This is a genomic window from Acinetobacter sp. 197, assembly GCF_048148385.1.
Lineage (GTDB): Bacteria > Pseudomonadota > Gammaproteobacteria > Pseudomonadales > Moraxellaceae > Acinetobacter > Acinetobacter pecorum.
The window spans coordinates 21,333-37,732 of sequence record NZ_JAYWZK010000011.1 but is presented as its reverse complement, the minus strand read 5'-3'; the positions used below and the strand labels follow the sequence as shown (position 1 = coordinate 37,732).

Annotated in this window: 14 protein-coding genes; 5 read left to right on the top strand and 9 right to left on the bottom strand. The window is 45.7% G+C overall.

The features are described from left to right. Positions 1–56 precede the first annotated feature (56 nt). A complete protein-coding gene (locus tag VXQ11_RS11750) occupies positions 57–455 on the bottom strand; it encodes an outer membrane protein assembly factor BamE (protein ID WP_064095785.1) in 399 nt (132 codons plus the stop codon). A gap of 112 nt (positions 456–567) precedes the next feature. On the opposite strand from VXQ11_RS11750, the gene fur reads away from it, so the two are divergent. Further along, the gene (gene fur / locus VXQ11_RS11745) at positions 568–1,005 is read left to right on the top strand and encodes a ferric iron uptake transcriptional regulator (protein WP_005096051.1); all 438 of its coding nucleotides are present in this window, start codon (positions 568–570) and stop codon (positions 1,003–1,005) included. A 67-nt stretch (positions 1,006–1,072) separates the two neighbouring features. Here fur and VXQ11_RS11740 read toward each other — a convergent pair whose 3' ends face one another. Beyond that, positions 1,073–2,194 carry a PilT/PilU family type 4a pilus ATPase gene (locus tag VXQ11_RS11740; RefSeq protein WP_064095784.1) on the bottom strand — a complete coding sequence of 374 codons (1,122 nt, stop codon included), beginning with the start codon at positions 2,192–2,194 and terminating at the stop codon, positions 1,073–1,075. 27 nt (positions 2,195–2,221) lie between these two features. Further along, positions 2,222–3,259 carry a type IV pilus twitching motility protein PilT gene (locus tag VXQ11_RS11735; protein ID WP_064095783.1) on the bottom strand — a complete coding sequence of 346 codons (1,038 nt, stop codon included), beginning with the start codon at positions 3,257–3,259 and terminating at the stop codon, positions 2,222–2,224. A gap of 123 nt (positions 3,260–3,382) precedes the next feature. Between VXQ11_RS11735 and VXQ11_RS11730 the strand changes: the two genes are divergently transcribed. Next, positions 3,383–4,072, top strand: a complete 690-nt coding sequence (locus tag VXQ11_RS11730) for a YggS family pyridoxal phosphate-dependent enzyme (RefSeq protein ID WP_144724293.1) — start codon at positions 3,383–3,385, stop codon at positions 4,070–4,072. A gap of 31 nt (positions 4,073–4,103) precedes the next feature. Here the strand turns inward: VXQ11_RS11730 and VXQ11_RS11725 are convergent, their stop codons facing one another. From VXQ11_RS11725 to VXQ11_RS11715, 3 genes are read right to left on the bottom strand one after another with little or no spacing between them, the layout of a single operon-like run. Next, positions 4,104–5,210 (bottom strand): acyltransferase family protein, encoded by a 1,107-nt coding sequence (locus tag VXQ11_RS11725; RefSeq protein WP_416706106.1) that lies wholly within the window; start codon positions 5,208–5,210, stop codon positions 4,104–4,106. Positions 5,211–5,215: 5 nt separating this feature from the next. Continuing rightward, positions 5,216–8,821 (bottom strand): AAA family ATPase, encoded by a 3,606-nt coding sequence (locus VXQ11_RS11720; RefSeq protein WP_416706105.1) that lies wholly within the window; start codon positions 8,819–8,821, stop codon positions 5,216–5,218. 8 nt (positions 8,822–8,829) lie between these two features. Beyond that, the gene (locus VXQ11_RS11715) at positions 8,830–10,083 is read right to left on the bottom strand and encodes an exonuclease SbcCD subunit D (protein ID WP_416706104.1); all 1,254 of its coding nucleotides are present in this window, start codon (positions 10,081–10,083) and stop codon (positions 8,830–8,832) included. A 471-nt stretch (positions 10,084–10,554) separates the two neighbouring features. Between VXQ11_RS11715 and VXQ11_RS11710 the strand changes: the two genes are divergently transcribed. Both VXQ11_RS11710 and VXQ11_RS11705 read left to right on the top strand, forming a co-directional pair. Continuing rightward, positions 10,555–11,013: an ABZJ_00895 family protein gene (locus VXQ11_RS11710; protein ID WP_416706103.1), complete on the top strand. Its 459-nt coding sequence runs from the start codon at positions 10,555–10,557 to the stop codon at positions 11,011–11,013. Between the two features lie 156 nt (positions 11,014–11,169). Continuing rightward, positions 11,170–12,075: a TIGR01777 family oxidoreductase gene (locus tag VXQ11_RS11705; RefSeq protein ID WP_416706102.1), complete on the top strand. Its 906-nt coding sequence runs from the start codon at positions 11,170–11,172 to the stop codon at positions 12,073–12,075. Here VXQ11_RS11705 and VXQ11_RS11700 read toward each other — a convergent pair. Together VXQ11_RS11700 and hemB are read right to left on the bottom strand one after the other, a co-directional pair. Beyond that, entirely contained in the window at positions 12,064–13,188 is a 1,125-nt protein-coding gene (locus VXQ11_RS11700) for an NAD(P)/FAD-dependent oxidoreductase (protein WP_416706101.1), read from the bottom strand. The genes VXQ11_RS11705 and VXQ11_RS11700 overlap by 12 nt on opposite strands. 15 nt (positions 13,189–13,203) lie before the next feature. Continuing rightward, positions 13,204–14,217, bottom strand: coding sequence for a porphobilinogen synthase (gene hemB, locus VXQ11_RS11695; protein ID WP_064095775.1), 1,014 nt, complete (start codon positions 14,215–14,217; stop codon positions 13,204–13,206). A 105-nt stretch (positions 14,218–14,322) separates the two neighbouring features. On the opposite strand from hemB, the gene VXQ11_RS11690 reads away from it, so the two are divergent. Next, complete coding sequence (locus tag VXQ11_RS11690; RefSeq protein WP_416706100.1) at positions 14,323–14,820, top strand: thioesterase family protein; 498 nt, start codon at positions 14,323–14,325, stop codon at positions 14,818–14,820. Between the two features lie 79 nt (positions 14,821–14,899). Here the strand turns inward: VXQ11_RS11690 and glpK are convergent, their stop codons facing one another. After that, positions 14,900–16,384, bottom strand: coding sequence for a glycerol kinase GlpK (gene glpK / locus VXQ11_RS11685; protein WP_416706099.1), 1,485 nt, complete (start codon positions 16,382–16,384; stop codon positions 14,900–14,902). Between the last annotated feature and the right edge of the window lie 16 nt (positions 16,385–16,400).

Here is a 16,400-nt window from a genome sequence, read left to right as displayed (position 1 = left end):
ATCAACTTAATCAAAAAAGCCCCTGATGATTCAGGGGCTTTTTTATAAGGAACCGGTTATAGTGGCGGAGCATTTAAAATTGCTTCTTTTGATCCTGGTAAACCGGGTTGAGATTCCGGAATCGTTTCCAGACCTTCAATGCGTTCCACGATCCCAGACTGGTTAAAGTAGATTTTCAAATGCTGGCCTTGGGCCGCCGGGATCTTGGCTTTTTTCGCATAGGTCCCTGGGGTATAGTTATAGATGTAGTCCCAACGTAAAGGATTCAGGGGATCACTTACTGTTGGACTGCCCAGTAAGAAACGCACCTGTTGATGACTCATTCCCACCTGAATTTTAGCGGCTTGTGCCTTGGTTAAGGGAGTTCCTTGTGGAATATCTACTTTATAAACACCTAATGTCGAACAGCCGACGAGCAATGAAGTGACGAATAACGTCAGCATGATTTTTTGCATTTTGCTAAACTATCCCAAATTAATTATGATGCATTTGATCCAAGGATAGATCATACTGCATCTAAACTTTGTTGCATATTCCAACTTTGATTTTGTTGAGAGACCTTTTTACATGACTATTTCAAACCAAGATTTACGAAAAGCTGGACTGAAAGTTACCCTTCCACGAATTAAAATATTAGAATTACTAGAAAATTCAAGACAACATCATTTAAGTGCGGAAGATATTTACAAGACTTTACTCGATCAGGGTGAAGATGTAGGTTTAGCAACTGTGTATCGTGTGTTAACGCAGTTTGAAGCCGCGGGTATCATCGAACGCCATAATTTTGAAAATAATCATTCAGTTTTTGAAATTATGCAGGAAGATCACCACGATCACCTGGTATGTTTAAATTGCAGCAAAGTTGTTGAATTTATTAATGATACGATTGAAAAAGAGCAGCATGACGTTGCTGAGAAATTTGGATTTGAATTAACTGGTCACTCACTGAATCTGTATGGCTACTGCGATGCGCCTGCCTGTCAGGAAGTTTTCCGTAAAAAATAATTTGAGCGCTGGTTCAAACAAAAAACAGGCTTCATGGGAAGCCTGTTTTTTTATGCCTTTACGATCATTAGCTCTGACCATCAAAAGTAATATTGGAATGCGCACGTAATAAGTGGCTGCCACCTTCTTCTGAGAGCTTGATTTGCAGACGCAGGTCGTTAGGCGAGTCCGCATGTTTCAGCGCATCTTTATAGCTGATCTGTTTTGCTTTATACAGATCATACAGCGCCTGATCGAAAGTCTGCATGCCCAGTTCACGGGAACGCTTCATCAGGTCCTTGATCTCATGCACATCACCTTTACGGATCAGGTCGGCAATCAGTGGTGAGTTAATCAGAATCTCAATCGCAGCACGGCGGCCATTGCCATCGATGGTTGGGATCAGTTGCTGCGCCACAATGGCTTTCATATTCAAAGACAGATCCATAAACAGCTGGTTATGCCGGTCTGCTTCAAAGAAGTGAATAATCCGGTCAATCGCCTGGTTGGCATTGTTGGCGTGTAGCGTGGCAAATACCAGATGGCCGGTTTCAGCAAAGGCAATGGCATAGTCCATGGTCTCGCGGGAACGAATCTCACCAATCAGAATCACGTCTGGTGCCTGACGCAAGGTATTTTTCAGAGCAATTTCAAATGAATCCGTATCAATACCGACTTCGCGCTGAGTAATAATACAGCCTTTATGCTGATGCACAAACTCGATCGGATCTTCAATGGTAATGATATGACCTTTGGAATTTTCATTGCGATAACCGACCAAAGATGCCAGCGAGGTTGATTTACCGGTACCGGTTGCCCCGACAAAAATAATGATGCCACGTTTGGTCATTGCCAGTTCTTTCAGAATTGGCGGTAACTTGAGTTCATCCATCGTGGGAATAACAGTTTCAATCCGGCGCAGCACCATCCCCGGTTCATCACGCTGCTGGAAAGCACTGACACGGAAACGTGCGGACTTGTCCGGATTGCTGATCGCGAAGTTACATTCACGTGTTTCGGCAAATTCCTTACGCTGCTTTTCGCTCATAATCGAGTTCAGCAGTTGCCCCACAGCCGGCCCCGGCAATTTCACCGAACCAATGGGTAGAATTTGACCGTTAATTTTGATAGAGGGTTCGACATCGGCTGTGATGAACAGATCCGAGGCCTTTTTCTCTACCATGTAGTTGAGTAAGCCGTTAAAGTCCATGATAAAACCCCAATAAAATGAATTTTTTTATAAGAATGATTCAGGCTGTTTTGCTGCAGTACGGGCGACTTGCGGGCTGATAATACCTTTAGACACGAGTGTTTTCAGGCTTTGATCCATGGTAGTCATACCATAATTGGCACCGGTCTGGATCGCAGAATACATTTGAGCCACTTTGTTTTCACGGATCAGGTTACGGATCGCCGGAATACCAATCATGATTTCATGTGCAGCTACACGACCGCCACCATTTTTCTTGAGCAGGGTTTGTGAAATTACCGCTTGCAGCGATTCAGACAACATGGCACGAACCATGTCTTTTTCTTCGGCCGGGAATACATCGATCACACGGTCAATAGTTTTTGCCGCTGAGGTGGTATGCAGGGTCCCGAACACTAGGTGACCGGTTTCTGCTGCAGTTAATGCCAGACGAATCGTTTCAAGGTCACGCATCTCACCGACCAGAATAATATCCGGGTCTTCACGTAACGCAGAACGTAATGCTTCATTAAATCCATGAGTATCACGATGTACTTCACGCTGGTTGATCAGGCATTTTTTGGATTGGTGTACAAATTCAATTGGATCTTCAACTGTTAAAATATGGTCATAGCGGTTGTCATTGATATAGTCTAGCATCGCTGCAAGCGTGGTCGATTTACCTGAACCGGTGGGCCCTGTGACGAGGACCAGACCACGTGGGTATTCGCAAAGATCTTTAAAGATTTGGCCCATGCCAAGGTCTTCAATGGTCAAGACTTTAGATGGAATGGTACGGAAGACTGCACCTGCACCACGGTTCTGGTTAAATGCGTTGACACGGAAACGGGCCACGCCGGGAACTTCAAAGGAAAAGTCAGTTTCCAGATTTTCTTCATAATCGCGGCGTTGCTTGTCGTTCATAATGTCGTACACCAGTTTGTGTACTTCTTTATGTTCCAGTGCAGGCAGGTTGATGCGACGGACTTCCCCGTCTACACGGATCATTGGCGGTAAACCTGCTGATAAGTGTAAATCCGACGCACCATTTTTAGCAGAAAAGGCTAACAGTTCTGTAATATCCATAAGGTCCCCGAGTTCATTAAAATGTTATTTATTTTGCTAGAATAATAAGGCTTTCCCACAGCTTAACCAACACTTAGTTCACGAGCAAGGGAAAAAAATCCGGACGAAATGAGAACCCCATCAATGAATATGCTGCAACAGTCACGAAATCAGGTTTTAGCTCAGATCCAGGCCGCATGCACTCAGGCCGGGCGTGAGCCGGATTCGGTACAACTATTGGCCGTGTCCAAAACCCAGCCGAGTAGTGTGCTGGCAGAGATGTATCAGACAGGCCAGCGGGCCTTTGGTGAAAATTATTTGCAGGAAGCACTGGAAAAAATCACCGAACTGAAAAACCTAGAGATTGAGTGGCATTTTATTGGACATGTGCAGCGTAACAAGACCAAGCATCTGGCAGAAAATTTTGCCTGGGTACATGGAGTCGATCGCCTTATTATTGCCGAGCGTTTATCAAATCAGCGTGGAGATAATCAGTCCGCACTGAATATCTGTATTCAGGTAAATATTGATGGTCAGGATACGAAAGATGGTTGTCAGCCGGCAGAAGTTGCAGATCTGGTGGCACAAATCAGCCAACTGCCGAATGTACGTTTACGTGGTTTGATGGTGATTCCAGCACCGAATAATCCTCAAGCTTTTGCTGATGCCAAAGCTTTATTTGATGTAGTAAAAACACAACATGCTCATCCTGAAGACTGGGATACTTTAAGTATGGGCATGTCTGGGGATATGACCGAAGCGATTACTGCGGGTTCTACCATGGTTCGTGTTGGCACAGCCTTATTTGGTGCACGGCCTAAAAAAGATGTATAAACTACTAATGTCAGTTTTTTGCAGCAAAGCGTTATCGCAGGGTATTGGATAACGCTTTTTTTCTGGCTGGTTCGAGCCATTTAGCCATCAGCCAGGCAAAAACTATTAAGCTGCACATGCTCGCAAGCAAGGCTAAAATTGCTCCGCCCAGACCATAGGCCAAAGTTGCCGGAATACATCCCAAAATAAATAATAGTAAGGGGAAATGGGTGACATACAAGGTATAGGAAAAGTCTGCAGACTGAACCCAAACCGGATGATAGTGACTGCGGTGATGTTGGAGTTGTACCAGCCAGCAACTAAATGCCAGACCCAGACAGAAATTAAAAGGGACAAAATTCACAGCACGGTATTGCTGGGCCTCATCAATCACCTGAAACTGGTAAGCATCAAAACAGGCGATTAGAAATGCTAAGCCGAATAGGGCTAATTTGACCGATTGTAAGCGGTTTAAAAAACGTATCTGGATATATCGAAATGAACAGGCAAAGGCACTAAGCCAGACCAGAAAATAAATAAAAAACTGGATGTTCAGTAATGATAGTATAGCCAGAACCATAAAAAATCCGATTTTGGCTATTTCCGAATTTTTTAAAAAAGGTAGGAATCCGGCCAGCACATAAAACCACACTTCATAGCTCAGGCTCCAGAGCGCAGCATTGGCTGAAACCGTTGGCGTCACAAAGCCATTTAAAAATAGCAGCGAACCAACAAATTCCATCATGTCTACACTATAGTCAGTCCGGATCATCATGCCAAAACTGTGTTGAAAAGCATGCGTGTGGCTGGCAAATAACAGTGGAGCGAGTAGATAAAGAACCAGCGTCAACCCCATGGCAAACAGGAAGGGCGGCAAAATTCTGTGGCAACGCTGTCGAGCATAACGGTGCAGATTGAACTGACCATGCTGATGAATGTTGTGCTGAATCGAATAGCCAATCAGATAGCCACTTAAGGCAAAGAAAATCATGACTGCAGCCTGCCCAAGCAGACGTATCCATGAATAAATGCTGGTATCGAAAGGCGCAATAAATGCCTGAAAGCAGTGACTGAACAGCACCACAATGGCACTGATCCCCCGTAGGCTCTCAAGCTGTAGGCTGAAATAGGGCGAGAGCGTATTCGGGGCAGTATCCATGATCGTTAACCTATAATCTGAATGGTACTGGCGCCTGCACCGACAGGCTTGACCTGAATTTGTACCGGAATCCGTTCATGCATTTCCTGTATATGTGAGATCAAGACGACTTTACGGCCCTGGCTTTGCAAATGATCCAGCGCATTCATGACCATATGTAAGGATGCCGGATCGAGCGTCCCGAACCCTTCATCAATAAACAGTGATTCCAGTTTCATGGAGCCGGAGGCCATATTGGCAATTGCCAAAGCCAAAGCCAATGAAACCAGGAAGGTTTCACCCCCCGATAGGGACAGCACAGGGCGGACTTCACTATTCATGTCCAGATCAATAATCGCCAGACTCAGGCTATCCGGAATACGGTGTAACTGATAGCGGGGTGCCAACGGTTGTAACTGCTGATTTGCATATTCCACCAGAATATCCAGATGATGTTCCTGGGCAATTTTCTGGAATTTGGTGCCTTCCTTATGTCCGATCAGATCGTAAATACGTCCCCAACGGTATTCTTCTGCTTTGATCTGCTCAATTTGCTGCTGATATTTGGCATAGGTGTTTTGATTATTGGCATTCATACGCAGTTTGGCATCAGTTTCATTGAGCACTTCCTGCTGCATTCTTTTTTCCTGATGCAGCATGCCAAGCTTTTGTTCAATTTCTTCAAATTCATGTTCTGGCTGTAGTTTTAAATGGGCCTGATATTGTTCTTCCAGTAATTGCCAGGCTGTCCTGGCATTTTCGAGTGCCTGTTTCTGGTTGGCCAGATTCTGACGAATGCGTTGATGGGTGCTCAGATCAATACTGAGCCATTGTTCAATTTGAGCTGCCGTCACTTGCGGATGTGTTGCTTGCCATGCCTGAATATCTTGCTGATATTGAGCCAATTGCCGATCGATCTGCTGAAGTTGGCTGATAAATTCTTGTAATTTCAAGTGGGTTTGATGCCACTGTTTTTCGGCCTGCGCCGTGCATTGACGCTGTTGTTCTAAAGCCTGCTCTAAGGTCTTGGCTTGTAGATCTAGTGCATCGCGCCATTCTGCAGCGATACGGTAGACTTGTCCTGCATGCTCTTTGGTCAGTTCAGCCAGTTGTTGACGCAGGTCTTTGCCTTGCTGAATTAACTGCTCTACAGACTGGCTTAATTGAGCAAAATTTTGCTGTTCCAATTGTAGTTGATACTGGCTCTTTTCCAATATCTGCTGCTGTTGATGCAGGTCAGATTCCAGCTGCTTTTGTACTGCCAACTGCTGCATGCGCTGCTCTAATTGTCGTTGCAACTGAGGTAAGCAGAGCATAGGTGGCTGCGACTGGTACTGCTCGGGCAGTACGCTTAAAACTGGATGTATCAGCTGGTCGAGTTGCTGACGTTGCTGTAGAGCCAGTTGTAATTGGTGCAATTGCTGTTGTTGTTGACGCCATTGTTGTAATGGTTGCTGGAGCTGTTGTTCCTGCTGTTGTGACAGTTCTAGCTGCTGGACCAGACTTTGAGTGTGATTTGCCAGTAACTGGATGAATGTAGGAAGATCATTGTGCTGCTCGGTAACCACTTCCAGTTTGAGTAGTTGAGATTTACAGTCAGCAGAGGATTGTTGAATCTGGTTTTGTAGGACCTGGCAACGCTGTTGCTGTTGCTCAATTACTGTTTGTGCTTTGGATATTTCAATGCGTTGCTGCTGCTGAGATTGCAGTTGCTGATCGAGCTGCTGTTTTGCCTGCCGTAACTGTTGCTCCTGTAACTGGCTCAGGCTCTGTTCCAGACGTTCATGGGCGGCATCGACAAAAGGATGGGCCATACTCCCACAGACCATGCATGGCTCATCCGGTTTTAACTGGGCACGAAGATCCTGCACACTTTGCGCATGCAATAAACGTTGCTGGGCAAGTATTTGTTCCAGGTGTTCATATGCCTGTTGTTCAGTCTGAATCTGCTGATACAGTGCCTGTTCGGCCTCTTGCTGGATTTTTAGTTGTTGCTGTTGGCTATTTACAGCAGATTGCAGTTGTTCAAATTCTTGTGATTGTTGAACGATTTGTTGCACCTGCTGTTGCAGCAGGTCGAGCTGACGCTGTTCGGTTTGGCGTTGCTGACGCACTTCCTGAATGGTTTTGAGCTGCTCTTCCAGCCGTTCCAGACTATGATGCTGTTGTATCCACTGGTTCAGATTTTCTGAAAGTGCTGTAACGGTTTTTTCCAGTTCAGGCAAAGGCTGCTTCAGGCTGTCCGGATTCTGTTGCTGCAGTTGCTGATACTGACGCATAAAGTCTTGTATACGTTGCAAGGTACTTTGCGGTTCCAGATCGAACACATTTAAAAAGCCAGATTCAGCCAATTGTTGTGCAACCTTTTCTTGCCGAGCTTGTAGCTGATTCAAAGTCTGCTGTTGCTGTCGAAGTTGTTCTTCTAAAGGCTGTAGACGAAGGATTTGAAACTGGCTTTGTTCTGCATGCAGTTTTTTGTACTGCTCTGATACCGTATCAATTGCATGATCCAGTCTTAAACCTGCTTCCAGATGCGGTTTCAGGCCTGCCAAGTGTTGCTGAAACTGTTGCTGCTTTTGTTGTAAGGCTGTAAATTTGGCTTCTTCTGCTACAAAGCTCTGTTTGAGCGTTTCAAATTCCAGTGTAAATTGGGTGTGCTGGTGCTGAATCTGCTCTTTTTGAGGGGCTAGACGGGTACGACTCACAAACTGATCCCGGATCGACTGGAATTCATCCAGCTGCTCCAGTAGCTGTTGCTGTCCTGCAGACTTATTTACTGCATCCTGCTGTACTTCGTAGACTTCTTTTTTGGCATGGACTTCTGCATAAAGTTTATGTCGGTCCAGATGCCATTGTTTCTCATTTTCCAGCAGTTTTTCAGATTGCTGCAAATTCTGAAGTTGCAAAGACAAAGAGTTCTGCTGCTGTTGTAAAGCGCTGATGTCTTCTTCAGACAAAATTTCAATATGCCCGATCAGCTTTTCCAGATCGTTGCGCTTGTTTTTGACTTCGCTGAATTTCTCTGCGGCTTTCTGACTGACCAGACTGAAAATCTGTGAATTAGTCAGATATTCCAGCAAATCTGCACGCTCATTGTCTTTGGCTTTAAGAAAGGCACCGACTTCTGACTGTGGCAATAAAACTGCGCGGGTAAACTGCTCAAAACTTAAGCCCACCAGTTTTTCAATGAGGGGGGTGACTTCCGATATTTTTTGCGTCAGTGTCGTGTCATCATCCAGACATTTGACGTAGCGGTCTACTTTTAGATTGCCATCGACTTTCTGGCGTGCCCGTTTAATTTCCCAGCGTGCCATATAGCGTTTGCTGTCGAGTGCAATAAATTCCAGTTCGGCAAAACCATGCACGCAGCCACGGCGCAGAATATTCTTGGAATCCTTGATGGACACATCCTGACCGCCAGTATCTTTCAGGCTGCCTGTGGCACCTTTTAGGCGGGGAATTTCATTATATAGCGCCAGGCACATGGCATCGAGCAGGGTGGATTTCCCGGCACCAGTTTTTCCGGTGATGGCAATCAGCCCGGCATGAGCCAAAGGACTCGATTCAAAATCAATATGATGGGTGCCGGTGAGGGAGGCCAGATTATTAAGACTTAGACGTAAAATTTTCATGGCCGATCCTAGGCTTGTTGTTTTTGTGCAAGTTCATGTTGGGCTTCATTCAGTAATTCCTGAAAATCCCGTTGTACCGAATGATCCTGCTCATAGCCCATTTTTTTCCAGATATTGAAAAATAGCGATTCCGGGGTAGGGGGTGCCAGATCAATTTTAGACTGGCTTGAACTAAGGTCGACCTGTTGCTGGTAAATCCGGCTGATGCGTAGCAGTCGGTAACGGTTAGCAGGTAGGGCCTGTTCTATTTGCTGACGCAGATCTACCGGAGGCGGCGCATCAGTGGTGTATTCCACTTCCAGAAAATGCCGTGCAGAAAGCTGCCCGATTTCTCCGGCAGGCAAGGCCTGAATTGTAGTGATTAAATTTTCCAGCTTTTCACGAATGCGGAACAGCTCGACAGTACGCGGAATGCTTAAGGCATCGTACTGAAAGCGGTTTTCCGGGTTTTGTTCGGGATCAATCCGGACTTCAACCACCTGATGCTGGTAATGGATTTCACTAAATGATAGCGGAATCGGGGAGCCACTATAGCGAATATGCGGCTGACCGACCTTTTGTGGTTTATGCAAATGCCCCAGCGCGACATAATCAATCACGTCATCAAACAGTGCCGTCGACAGGGCTTCTTCATTGCCGACAATAATCGGACGTTCAGAGTCCGAGGTCTCACCACCTTGCATGTGCGCATGTGACATTAAAATCAGTGCCTGATGTGGCTGTTTGCGGGCTCTGGCTTCGGCAATCAGTTGTTGATGCAGATAACTGATCGCGTTCTGGTTATTGCTGGTATATTCATTCAATCCGGTAATTTCGGCACTGCGTAAATAGGGCAGGGTCAGACACCAGGCGATGATATTTTTATCCTGATCATAAATAGGAATAAGCAGACGATCCAGGTTCAGGGTATTTTCTGCAGTGCGGCCTACAATTCCCACTGCTTTGGCATTGAATTTGGCCAGCAAGGGTTCAACCTGCTCAATCCGGTAACCGGAATCATGATTGCCTGCAATCATCAGGGTCTGCATATGTGGCGCCAGGTCGTGGGCATCGGCCAGAAACTGGTACAGCTGTCTTTGCGCACTGGACGCAGGATTGATCACATCAAAAATATCACCGGCAATCAGCAGGGCATGCGGCTGCTTTACTTTGATTTGCTCAAGTAGCCAAGTCAAAAACTGCGCATGTTCAAATTCACGGTCATGGTTATGGAAAAATTGTCCCAGATGCCAATCGGAAGTGTGAAGAAAATGAACTGCCATGTAATGAACCCCAAGATATCTGCCTTGCTACTATAGGAAAAAGCACAGGTAAAAATCTACTTGTAAAACGATATTTCAGCGAATTGTTGGTGATGCTTAAGCTGAATTTATTTTGATCAGTATGGATATTAATGGACGGTTGTATCCGGATCATCAGATATTAAAGGCTCTGCAAGCCCTCAGATGTTAAAAATAGGGATTTTAAAAAATAAAAACCGACGATTCGAGTGATGATGAAATCGTCGGTCAAATTTGTGTTACAGGAAGATTTTGGCTGCTATTCAAAATTTTCCTGTACACTAAGACTTATTGCTTTAGCTCTAAAGGTCAGCAAAAATTCGTGGATGCCAGTCCAAATTTTTGCCCCTTGTACTCTATATAACGTCACCCTCTAGTGGATGGTTGACAATAAAATGAAAAAAAATTTAAATTTTTTTATACTCACCTGTTGAAGATCACCGAGCCATGCACATGTTGCCACTAAGTCGTTATTTTACCTGGTTTTTCTTTATCTGTTTTATTTTTACCTGTATTTGTGGTGTGGTGGCAGCCCTATTACCGATGGGTATGGGCGCAATCTTGACGATTGTTCCCTATCTGGTGGCCATGATTTGGGTGCTTTTTAAATTTCTAAAACAGCAAAAACGTGCGCCGACCCAGGCAGAACGTAAAAAATTCACGCTCGGTTTTAGCCTGATTTATTGGGGTTATAATTTATTATTTCTCTTGCTCGGTATTGTAATCGCCACCCGTTCCAATCCAAGTGCCTGGCAGGACTTTCTGCTGTATCTACAGCAACCACAGTTTATGAGCATTGTGCTGATCATGTTTTTGATGATGGCGATTCCGCTGTATCTGCTGACGTACTGGTTTTATGGCAAGCAGTCACAACGTATGGCAGAGAAAATGTTTGGCCATCCACCTCAGTAAGTATAGATGAATCATTGTGTGACGGCCGATATTCATAAATTAATTGAATGATGAAAGATACAAATTCTCCACTACAAAAATATTCCTGCTTTAAAAAAGCTGAAGATGAGTGGCGTATAATTTAAAACCAAAAAATAATAAAGTGAAGAATGACTGATGTATAAACCTGTAGTGCTGGTGACGGGAGCGAGTGGTTTTATTGGCAGTCATCTCGTACGGTTTTTACTGGATCGTGATTATCGGGTGATTGGTCTGACCCGTCAGAAAAATAAACCCGAACCACATCCGGACTTCCATTGGATTAATCAACTGGAAGAATTACAACAGCATCAGATTGATTATGTGGTCAATCTGGCTGGCGAAAGCATCGGTCAAAGCCGCTGGACGGCAGCGCGTAAAAAGAAATTGCTGGATAGCCGTTTAGACACTACCAAACAGGTTTTTGATTATTTAGAAAAATATCAGATCAAACCGAAACGAATTATTTCAACATCGGCCGTTGGTTATTATGGCATTGATCCGACAGAGCGTTGGGAACAGGTCTGCACGGAGCAAAGTCCGCCACAAGATATTTTTATGTCTGAACTCTGTGCGAAGTGGGAGCAGCGGGCCTTATCCTATACTAACCAGAACACCAAGATTGTTCGCTTTGCGGTGGTGTTTGGCAAAGGTGGCGGGATTCTTCCGCAGATGCTATTGCCGATTAAATTGAATCTGTTCGGGCGGATTGGTCATGGACATCAGCCAGTGACCTGGGTGCATCTAGAGGATGTACTGCGAGCGATTGAATTCTTGATGCTTGAGGATACAATCGAGCAGATCTTTAATGTGGTCGCGCCAGAAAAGAGCAGTCAGGCCCAGTTTGCGCGAACCGCGGCCCAGATTCTGCAGCGTAAACCCTTACTTCCACTACCCGCATGCAGTCTGAAAATGATGCTGGGAGAACAGTCACAACTGGTATTGAACGGTCAGTATGTACAGCCCAAAGCCTTGCAGGAGGCTGGATTCCAGTTTCATTATCCAACCCTAAAAGAGGCGCTGGATAATATCCTAAAGCACTAAGCGACTGGGCTCGAATAAACGGACTGGATCATAAGGATCCGGATCAACGATCGGGCTTTGTTCAAGTATGAGTTGAGCGAGTAGTTTTCCTGATGCTGGCCCCATGCATAAACCATTCCGGAAATGTCCAAAATTGGCCCAAGCATTTTGCAGCTTGGGAATTTTTCCAATATAGGGAATACCATCGGGTGAGCTGGGTCTTAATCCGGCCCATTGCTTGACCAGCGGAAAATCTGCCAGTTCCGGTACCATCTCGATACACACCTGTAAAATATCCTGCCGGATTTCCCTAGAAGGCGAGGTGTCGAAACCGATCTGACGCATACTGGACCCACATAACACATGTCCGTCTGGTCGTGGAATCAGGTACATCACCTTATTCATGCACATGGTCGGCAGCCAGTTTTCTGGCGTTTTAAACAGCAGCATCTGGCCTTGCACCGGTTGTACCGGAATTTCCAAACCAAGTTGCTGTGACCAGTATTGTGACCATGCTCCGGTTGTGAACACATACTGATCTGCCTGAAAAATCCGGCCATGTTCATCTGAGATACTTTTTACACAGCCTTGCTGAAGATTGAGCCGAGTGATTTTACAGTCTTCTTGCCAGGTGACACGAGGATGCTGCTTCAAATAGCGAATGATCGACTGTAATAACCGTGGATTACGGATATTGGCCAGTTCAGAAAAATAAATCGCCTGTTTGAACTTGCTATTATCAACTTTGGGATTGATCTGTTGCAGTTTAGCTTGATCAAGTAATTTTGCCTGTTGCTGCGGCTCTTGATGTGTTTTGGCATAACTTAAACCGATTTCAAAATCGGATTCATCAAAAATCAGCATACCTGTTTCATGAATCTGGAAATCGATGCCAGTGAAAGGTTGCAGTTTTTGATTCCAGTCCTGATACATGGGTTTGGCATGTCGGGCCAGAGCATTTACAGCAGCGGGATAACGCCACGGATACATCGGGGAGAGGATACCTCCTCCAGCCCAGGATGCAGCCTGTCCGGCGGCCTGCTGATCAAAAAGGGTAACAGAACATCCCTGTTCAAGCAGTTCCAGCGCCGACATCAGACCGGTGATGCCAGCGCCGATAATGGCAATATGCATTACGCCGAAATCCTTTTACTTCATGTCTTTCAGTTTAAGCGCAGCTTCTTCAGCAAAATAGGTCCAGATACCATCTGCACCGGCACGACGACAGCTCATCAATGATTCTAAAATGACGCTATCAGATAACCAGCCATTTTGAATTGCCGCAGCCAGCATCGCGTATTCGCCACTGACCTGATAAACAAAGGTCGGTACGCCAAAAGTGTCTTTGACTTCGCGGACAATATCCAGATAAGGCATGCCTGGTTTGACAATCACCATGTCCGCACCTTCCTGAATATCCAGCGCAATTTCATGCAGGGCTTCAGCACGGTTACCGACATCCATCTGGTAATTGTATTTATTGCCGCCTTTTAAGTTGCTGGCAGAACCAACTGCATCACGGAACGGGCCATAGAAACTTGATGCATATTTGGCTGAATAGGCCATGATCGAAGTATAGATATGACCATTTTGCTCAAAGGCCTGACGAATCGCACCGATCCGGCCATCCATCATGTCACTTGGAGCAAACACATCTGCACCGGCTTCGGCATGGCTCAAGCCCTGTTTAATCAGGCACTCAACCGTTTCATCATTTAAGACATAACCGTTCTCATCAATAATGCCATCCTGACCATGCGTGGTATACGGGTCTAATGCGCCGTCAGTAATCAGCACCATTTCTGGCAGTTCTTTTTTCAATAAACGTAAGGTGTTTTGCACCAGACCATCTTCACGCCATGCGGCTTCTGCAGTCAGGCTTTTATCTTCTTGTGGGGTGACCGGAAATAGCGCCAGTTTATTGACACCGAGTTCCAGCAGACGTTCTGATTTTTTTAACAGCAAGTCCGCTGACAGACGCTGGATATTCGGCATGCTTGGAATATTTTGGGTCTGGTTTTGTCCTGGCAGGACAAATACTGGATAAATGAGATGATCTGCCGCGAGATGGGTTTCACGAACCATCGAACGTAAATGTTCATTTTTACGAATACGACGCATGCGAGTTGCAGGAAACGCGGGACGATTGAACGTATAAGTCATAAAAATCTCAGTAATCAGTATTAAACTAGGCCTCTATTGTAGCCCTAACTCAAATTTTTGGGCATAAATTAGCGGTTTTTTATTGTGGTGGATTCGGGCAGAGTGATGAGTAAGACAGAGAGAAACTGGACGGGTAATATACATCTGGGCTCGAAAGTGGATATTGATGTAGTCCTGAACCAGCTGGTACATGCTTTTAATAGCTCTCCTTTTTTTAAGCATAACGGCATGACCATGCGGGTGGTGGATGGCCAGATTGAGGCCTATGTAGAAATGCAGGATTTCATGATTGGTAATGTGGCTTTCCAGATTCTGCATGGCGGTCTGGCTGCAACTGTACTGGATAGTGTCGGTGGTATTGTGGCCATGGGCGAGCTGTATAAAAAAGCCGAACCGGAAACGATTGCAGATACCATTAAAAAAGTGTCGCGTCTGGCGACGGTCGATATGCGGGTGGATTATCTGGCGCCTGGACGTGGCAAATATTTTATCGCGCGTGCAGAAACCTTACGTTTGGGGCGTAAGGGCTGCACCATGCGCATGACCATGGTCAATGATGAAGATAAGGCGATTGCAACAGCGATTGCGTCTTATGCCTATTAATGAAATCGTGAACTGAGGGAGTTAAAAAGCACTGTTTAACAGTGCTTTTTTATGATGATCAAATATGAACCTAGAGGATTTAGAGATCAGATTTAGCCCGTTTCAAGGCATTTTTCCATTTGGCTAAATGCATTTCTCTTTCGTCATTTTGCATTTTGGGTTCAAAAGCACGGTCCAGCTGCCAGGACTGGGAAATTTCATCCAGGTTTGAAAATACGCCAGCTTTTAATCCGGCCATGGCGGCCGCACCCCAAGCAGTAGCTTCCAGCATTTTCGGACGCAGTACCGGTACATTCAGAATATCGGCCTGAAATTGCATCAGCATGTCATTGCTGCTGGCACCACCATCAACCCGCAGTTCTTTAAGTGGATGTGCAATATCAGATTGCATCGCACTGAGCACATCCGATACCTGAAAGGCGATTGATTCTAATGCTGCACGAGCGATATGCGCTTTGGTTGTACCGCGTGACATGCCACAGAGTAAGGCACGTGCTTCACTATCCCAATGCGGCGCGCCTAGTCCAGTAAAGGCTGGAACCAGAACCACGCCGTCACTATGCTCGACCTGGTGTGCCAGTTTTTCCACATCACTGCTTTTTTGAATAATTCCGAGGCCATCGCGTAACCATTGCACTACAGCACCAGCCATAAATACGCTGCCTTCGAGCGCATAGGTAGTTTGGCCCTGGGCTTGCCAGGCGAGAGTAGAAAGCAGCTTGTTCTGGCTGAGCTGAATGTTATGCCCGGTATTGAACAGCATAAAGCAGCCAGTACCATAGGTGTTTTTAGCACTGCCCACCTCAAAACAGGACTGGCCAAAGAGTGCAGACTGCTGATCCCCCAAAATTCCGGTAATGGGTATATTGGCCCCAAGTAAGCCAGAAGCAGTGTCAGCGACATAACAGTCAGAAGAGATAATTTTCGGTAAGACTGAAGCTGGGATATTAAACAGCTCGAGTAGCTCTTCATCCCACGACTGTTGCTGCAGATTCATTAACATGGTACGAGAAGCGTTACTGGCTTCAATGACGTGCTCTGCGCCTTGGGTCAGATTCCAGATCAGCCAGCTATCGATCGTACCAAATGCCACATGGCCTTGTTCAGCGAGTGCCCGTACTCCCTCGACATACTCTAAAAACCAGACAAATTTTCCCGCACTAAAATAAGGGTCAATCCGTAAGCCTGTTTTTTGCTGAACTTTGGACATCAGGCCCTGTTCAATCAGCTGGTTACACCAATCTGACGTACGACGATCTTGCCAGACGATTGCCGGGGCGAGCGGTTTGCCATTTCTACGATCCCAGACCACCGTGGTTTCTCTTTGGTTGGTCAGGCCAATGGCTTTAATATCCTTCGCCAGAATACCTGCGGTAGCGAGAGCTTGCTGTACCACAGCAATCTGTGAACTCCAGATTTCCTGGGCATCCTGTTCTATCCAACCAGAGTGAGGGGTGTGGATCTGCGTTTCATGCTGCGCTGTGGCTTGGACTTGCCCGTGTTCATTAAAAATAATGGCCCGACTTGAAGTGGTTCCCTGATCCAGGGCCAGTAAATAGCTCATAATTTTTCTGTTATTC

Bases quoted from the DNA above. Each gene is read 5' to 3' on its own strand.
- VXQ11_RS11750 (WP_064095785.1), bottom strand. From the start codon at position 455: ATGCAAAAAATCATGCTGACGTTATTCGTCACTTCATTGCTCGTCGGC.
- fur (WP_005096051.1), top strand. From the start codon at position 568: ATGACTATTTCAAACCAAGATTTACGAAAAGCTGGACTGAAAGTTACC.
- VXQ11_RS11740 (WP_064095784.1), bottom strand. From the start codon at position 2,194: ATGGACTTTAACGGCTTACTCAACTACATGGTAGAGAAAAAGGCCTCG.
- VXQ11_RS11735 (WP_064095783.1), bottom strand. From the start codon at position 3,259: ATGGATATTACAGAACTGTTAGCCTTTTCTGCTAAAAATGGTGCGTCG.
- VXQ11_RS11730 (WP_144724293.1), top strand. From the start codon at position 3,383: ATGAATATGCTGCAACAGTCACGAAATCAGGTTTTAGCTCAGATCCAG.
- VXQ11_RS11725 (WP_416706106.1), bottom strand. From the start codon at position 5,210: ATGGATACTGCCCCGAATACGCTCTCGCCCTATTTCAGCCTACAGCTT.
- VXQ11_RS11720 (WP_416706105.1), bottom strand. From the start codon at position 8,821: ATGAAAATTTTACGTCTAAGTCTTAATAATCTGGCCTCCCTCACCGGC.
- VXQ11_RS11715 (WP_416706104.1), bottom strand. From the start codon at position 10,083: ATGGCAGTTCATTTTCTTCACACTTCCGATTGGCATCTGGGACAATTT.
- VXQ11_RS11710 (WP_416706103.1), top strand. From the start codon at position 10,555: ATGTTGCCACTAAGTCGTTATTTTACCTGGTTTTTCTTTATCTGTTTT.
- VXQ11_RS11705 (WP_416706102.1), top strand. From the start codon at position 11,170: ATGTATAAACCTGTAGTGCTGGTGACGGGAGCGAGTGGTTTTATTGGC.
- VXQ11_RS11700 (WP_416706101.1), bottom strand. From the start codon at position 13,188: ATGCATATTGCCATTATCGGCGCTGGCATCACCGGTCTGATGTCGGCG.
- hemB (WP_064095775.1), bottom strand. From the start codon at position 14,217: ATGACTTATACGTTCAATCGTCCCGCGTTTCCTGCAACTCGCATGCGT.
- VXQ11_RS11690 (WP_416706100.1), top strand. From the start codon at position 14,323: ATGAGTAAGACAGAGAGAAACTGGACGGGTAATATACATCTGGGCTCG.
- glpK (WP_416706099.1), bottom strand. From the start codon at position 16,384: ATGAGCTATTTACTGGCCCTGGATCAGGGAACCACTTCAAGTCGGGCC.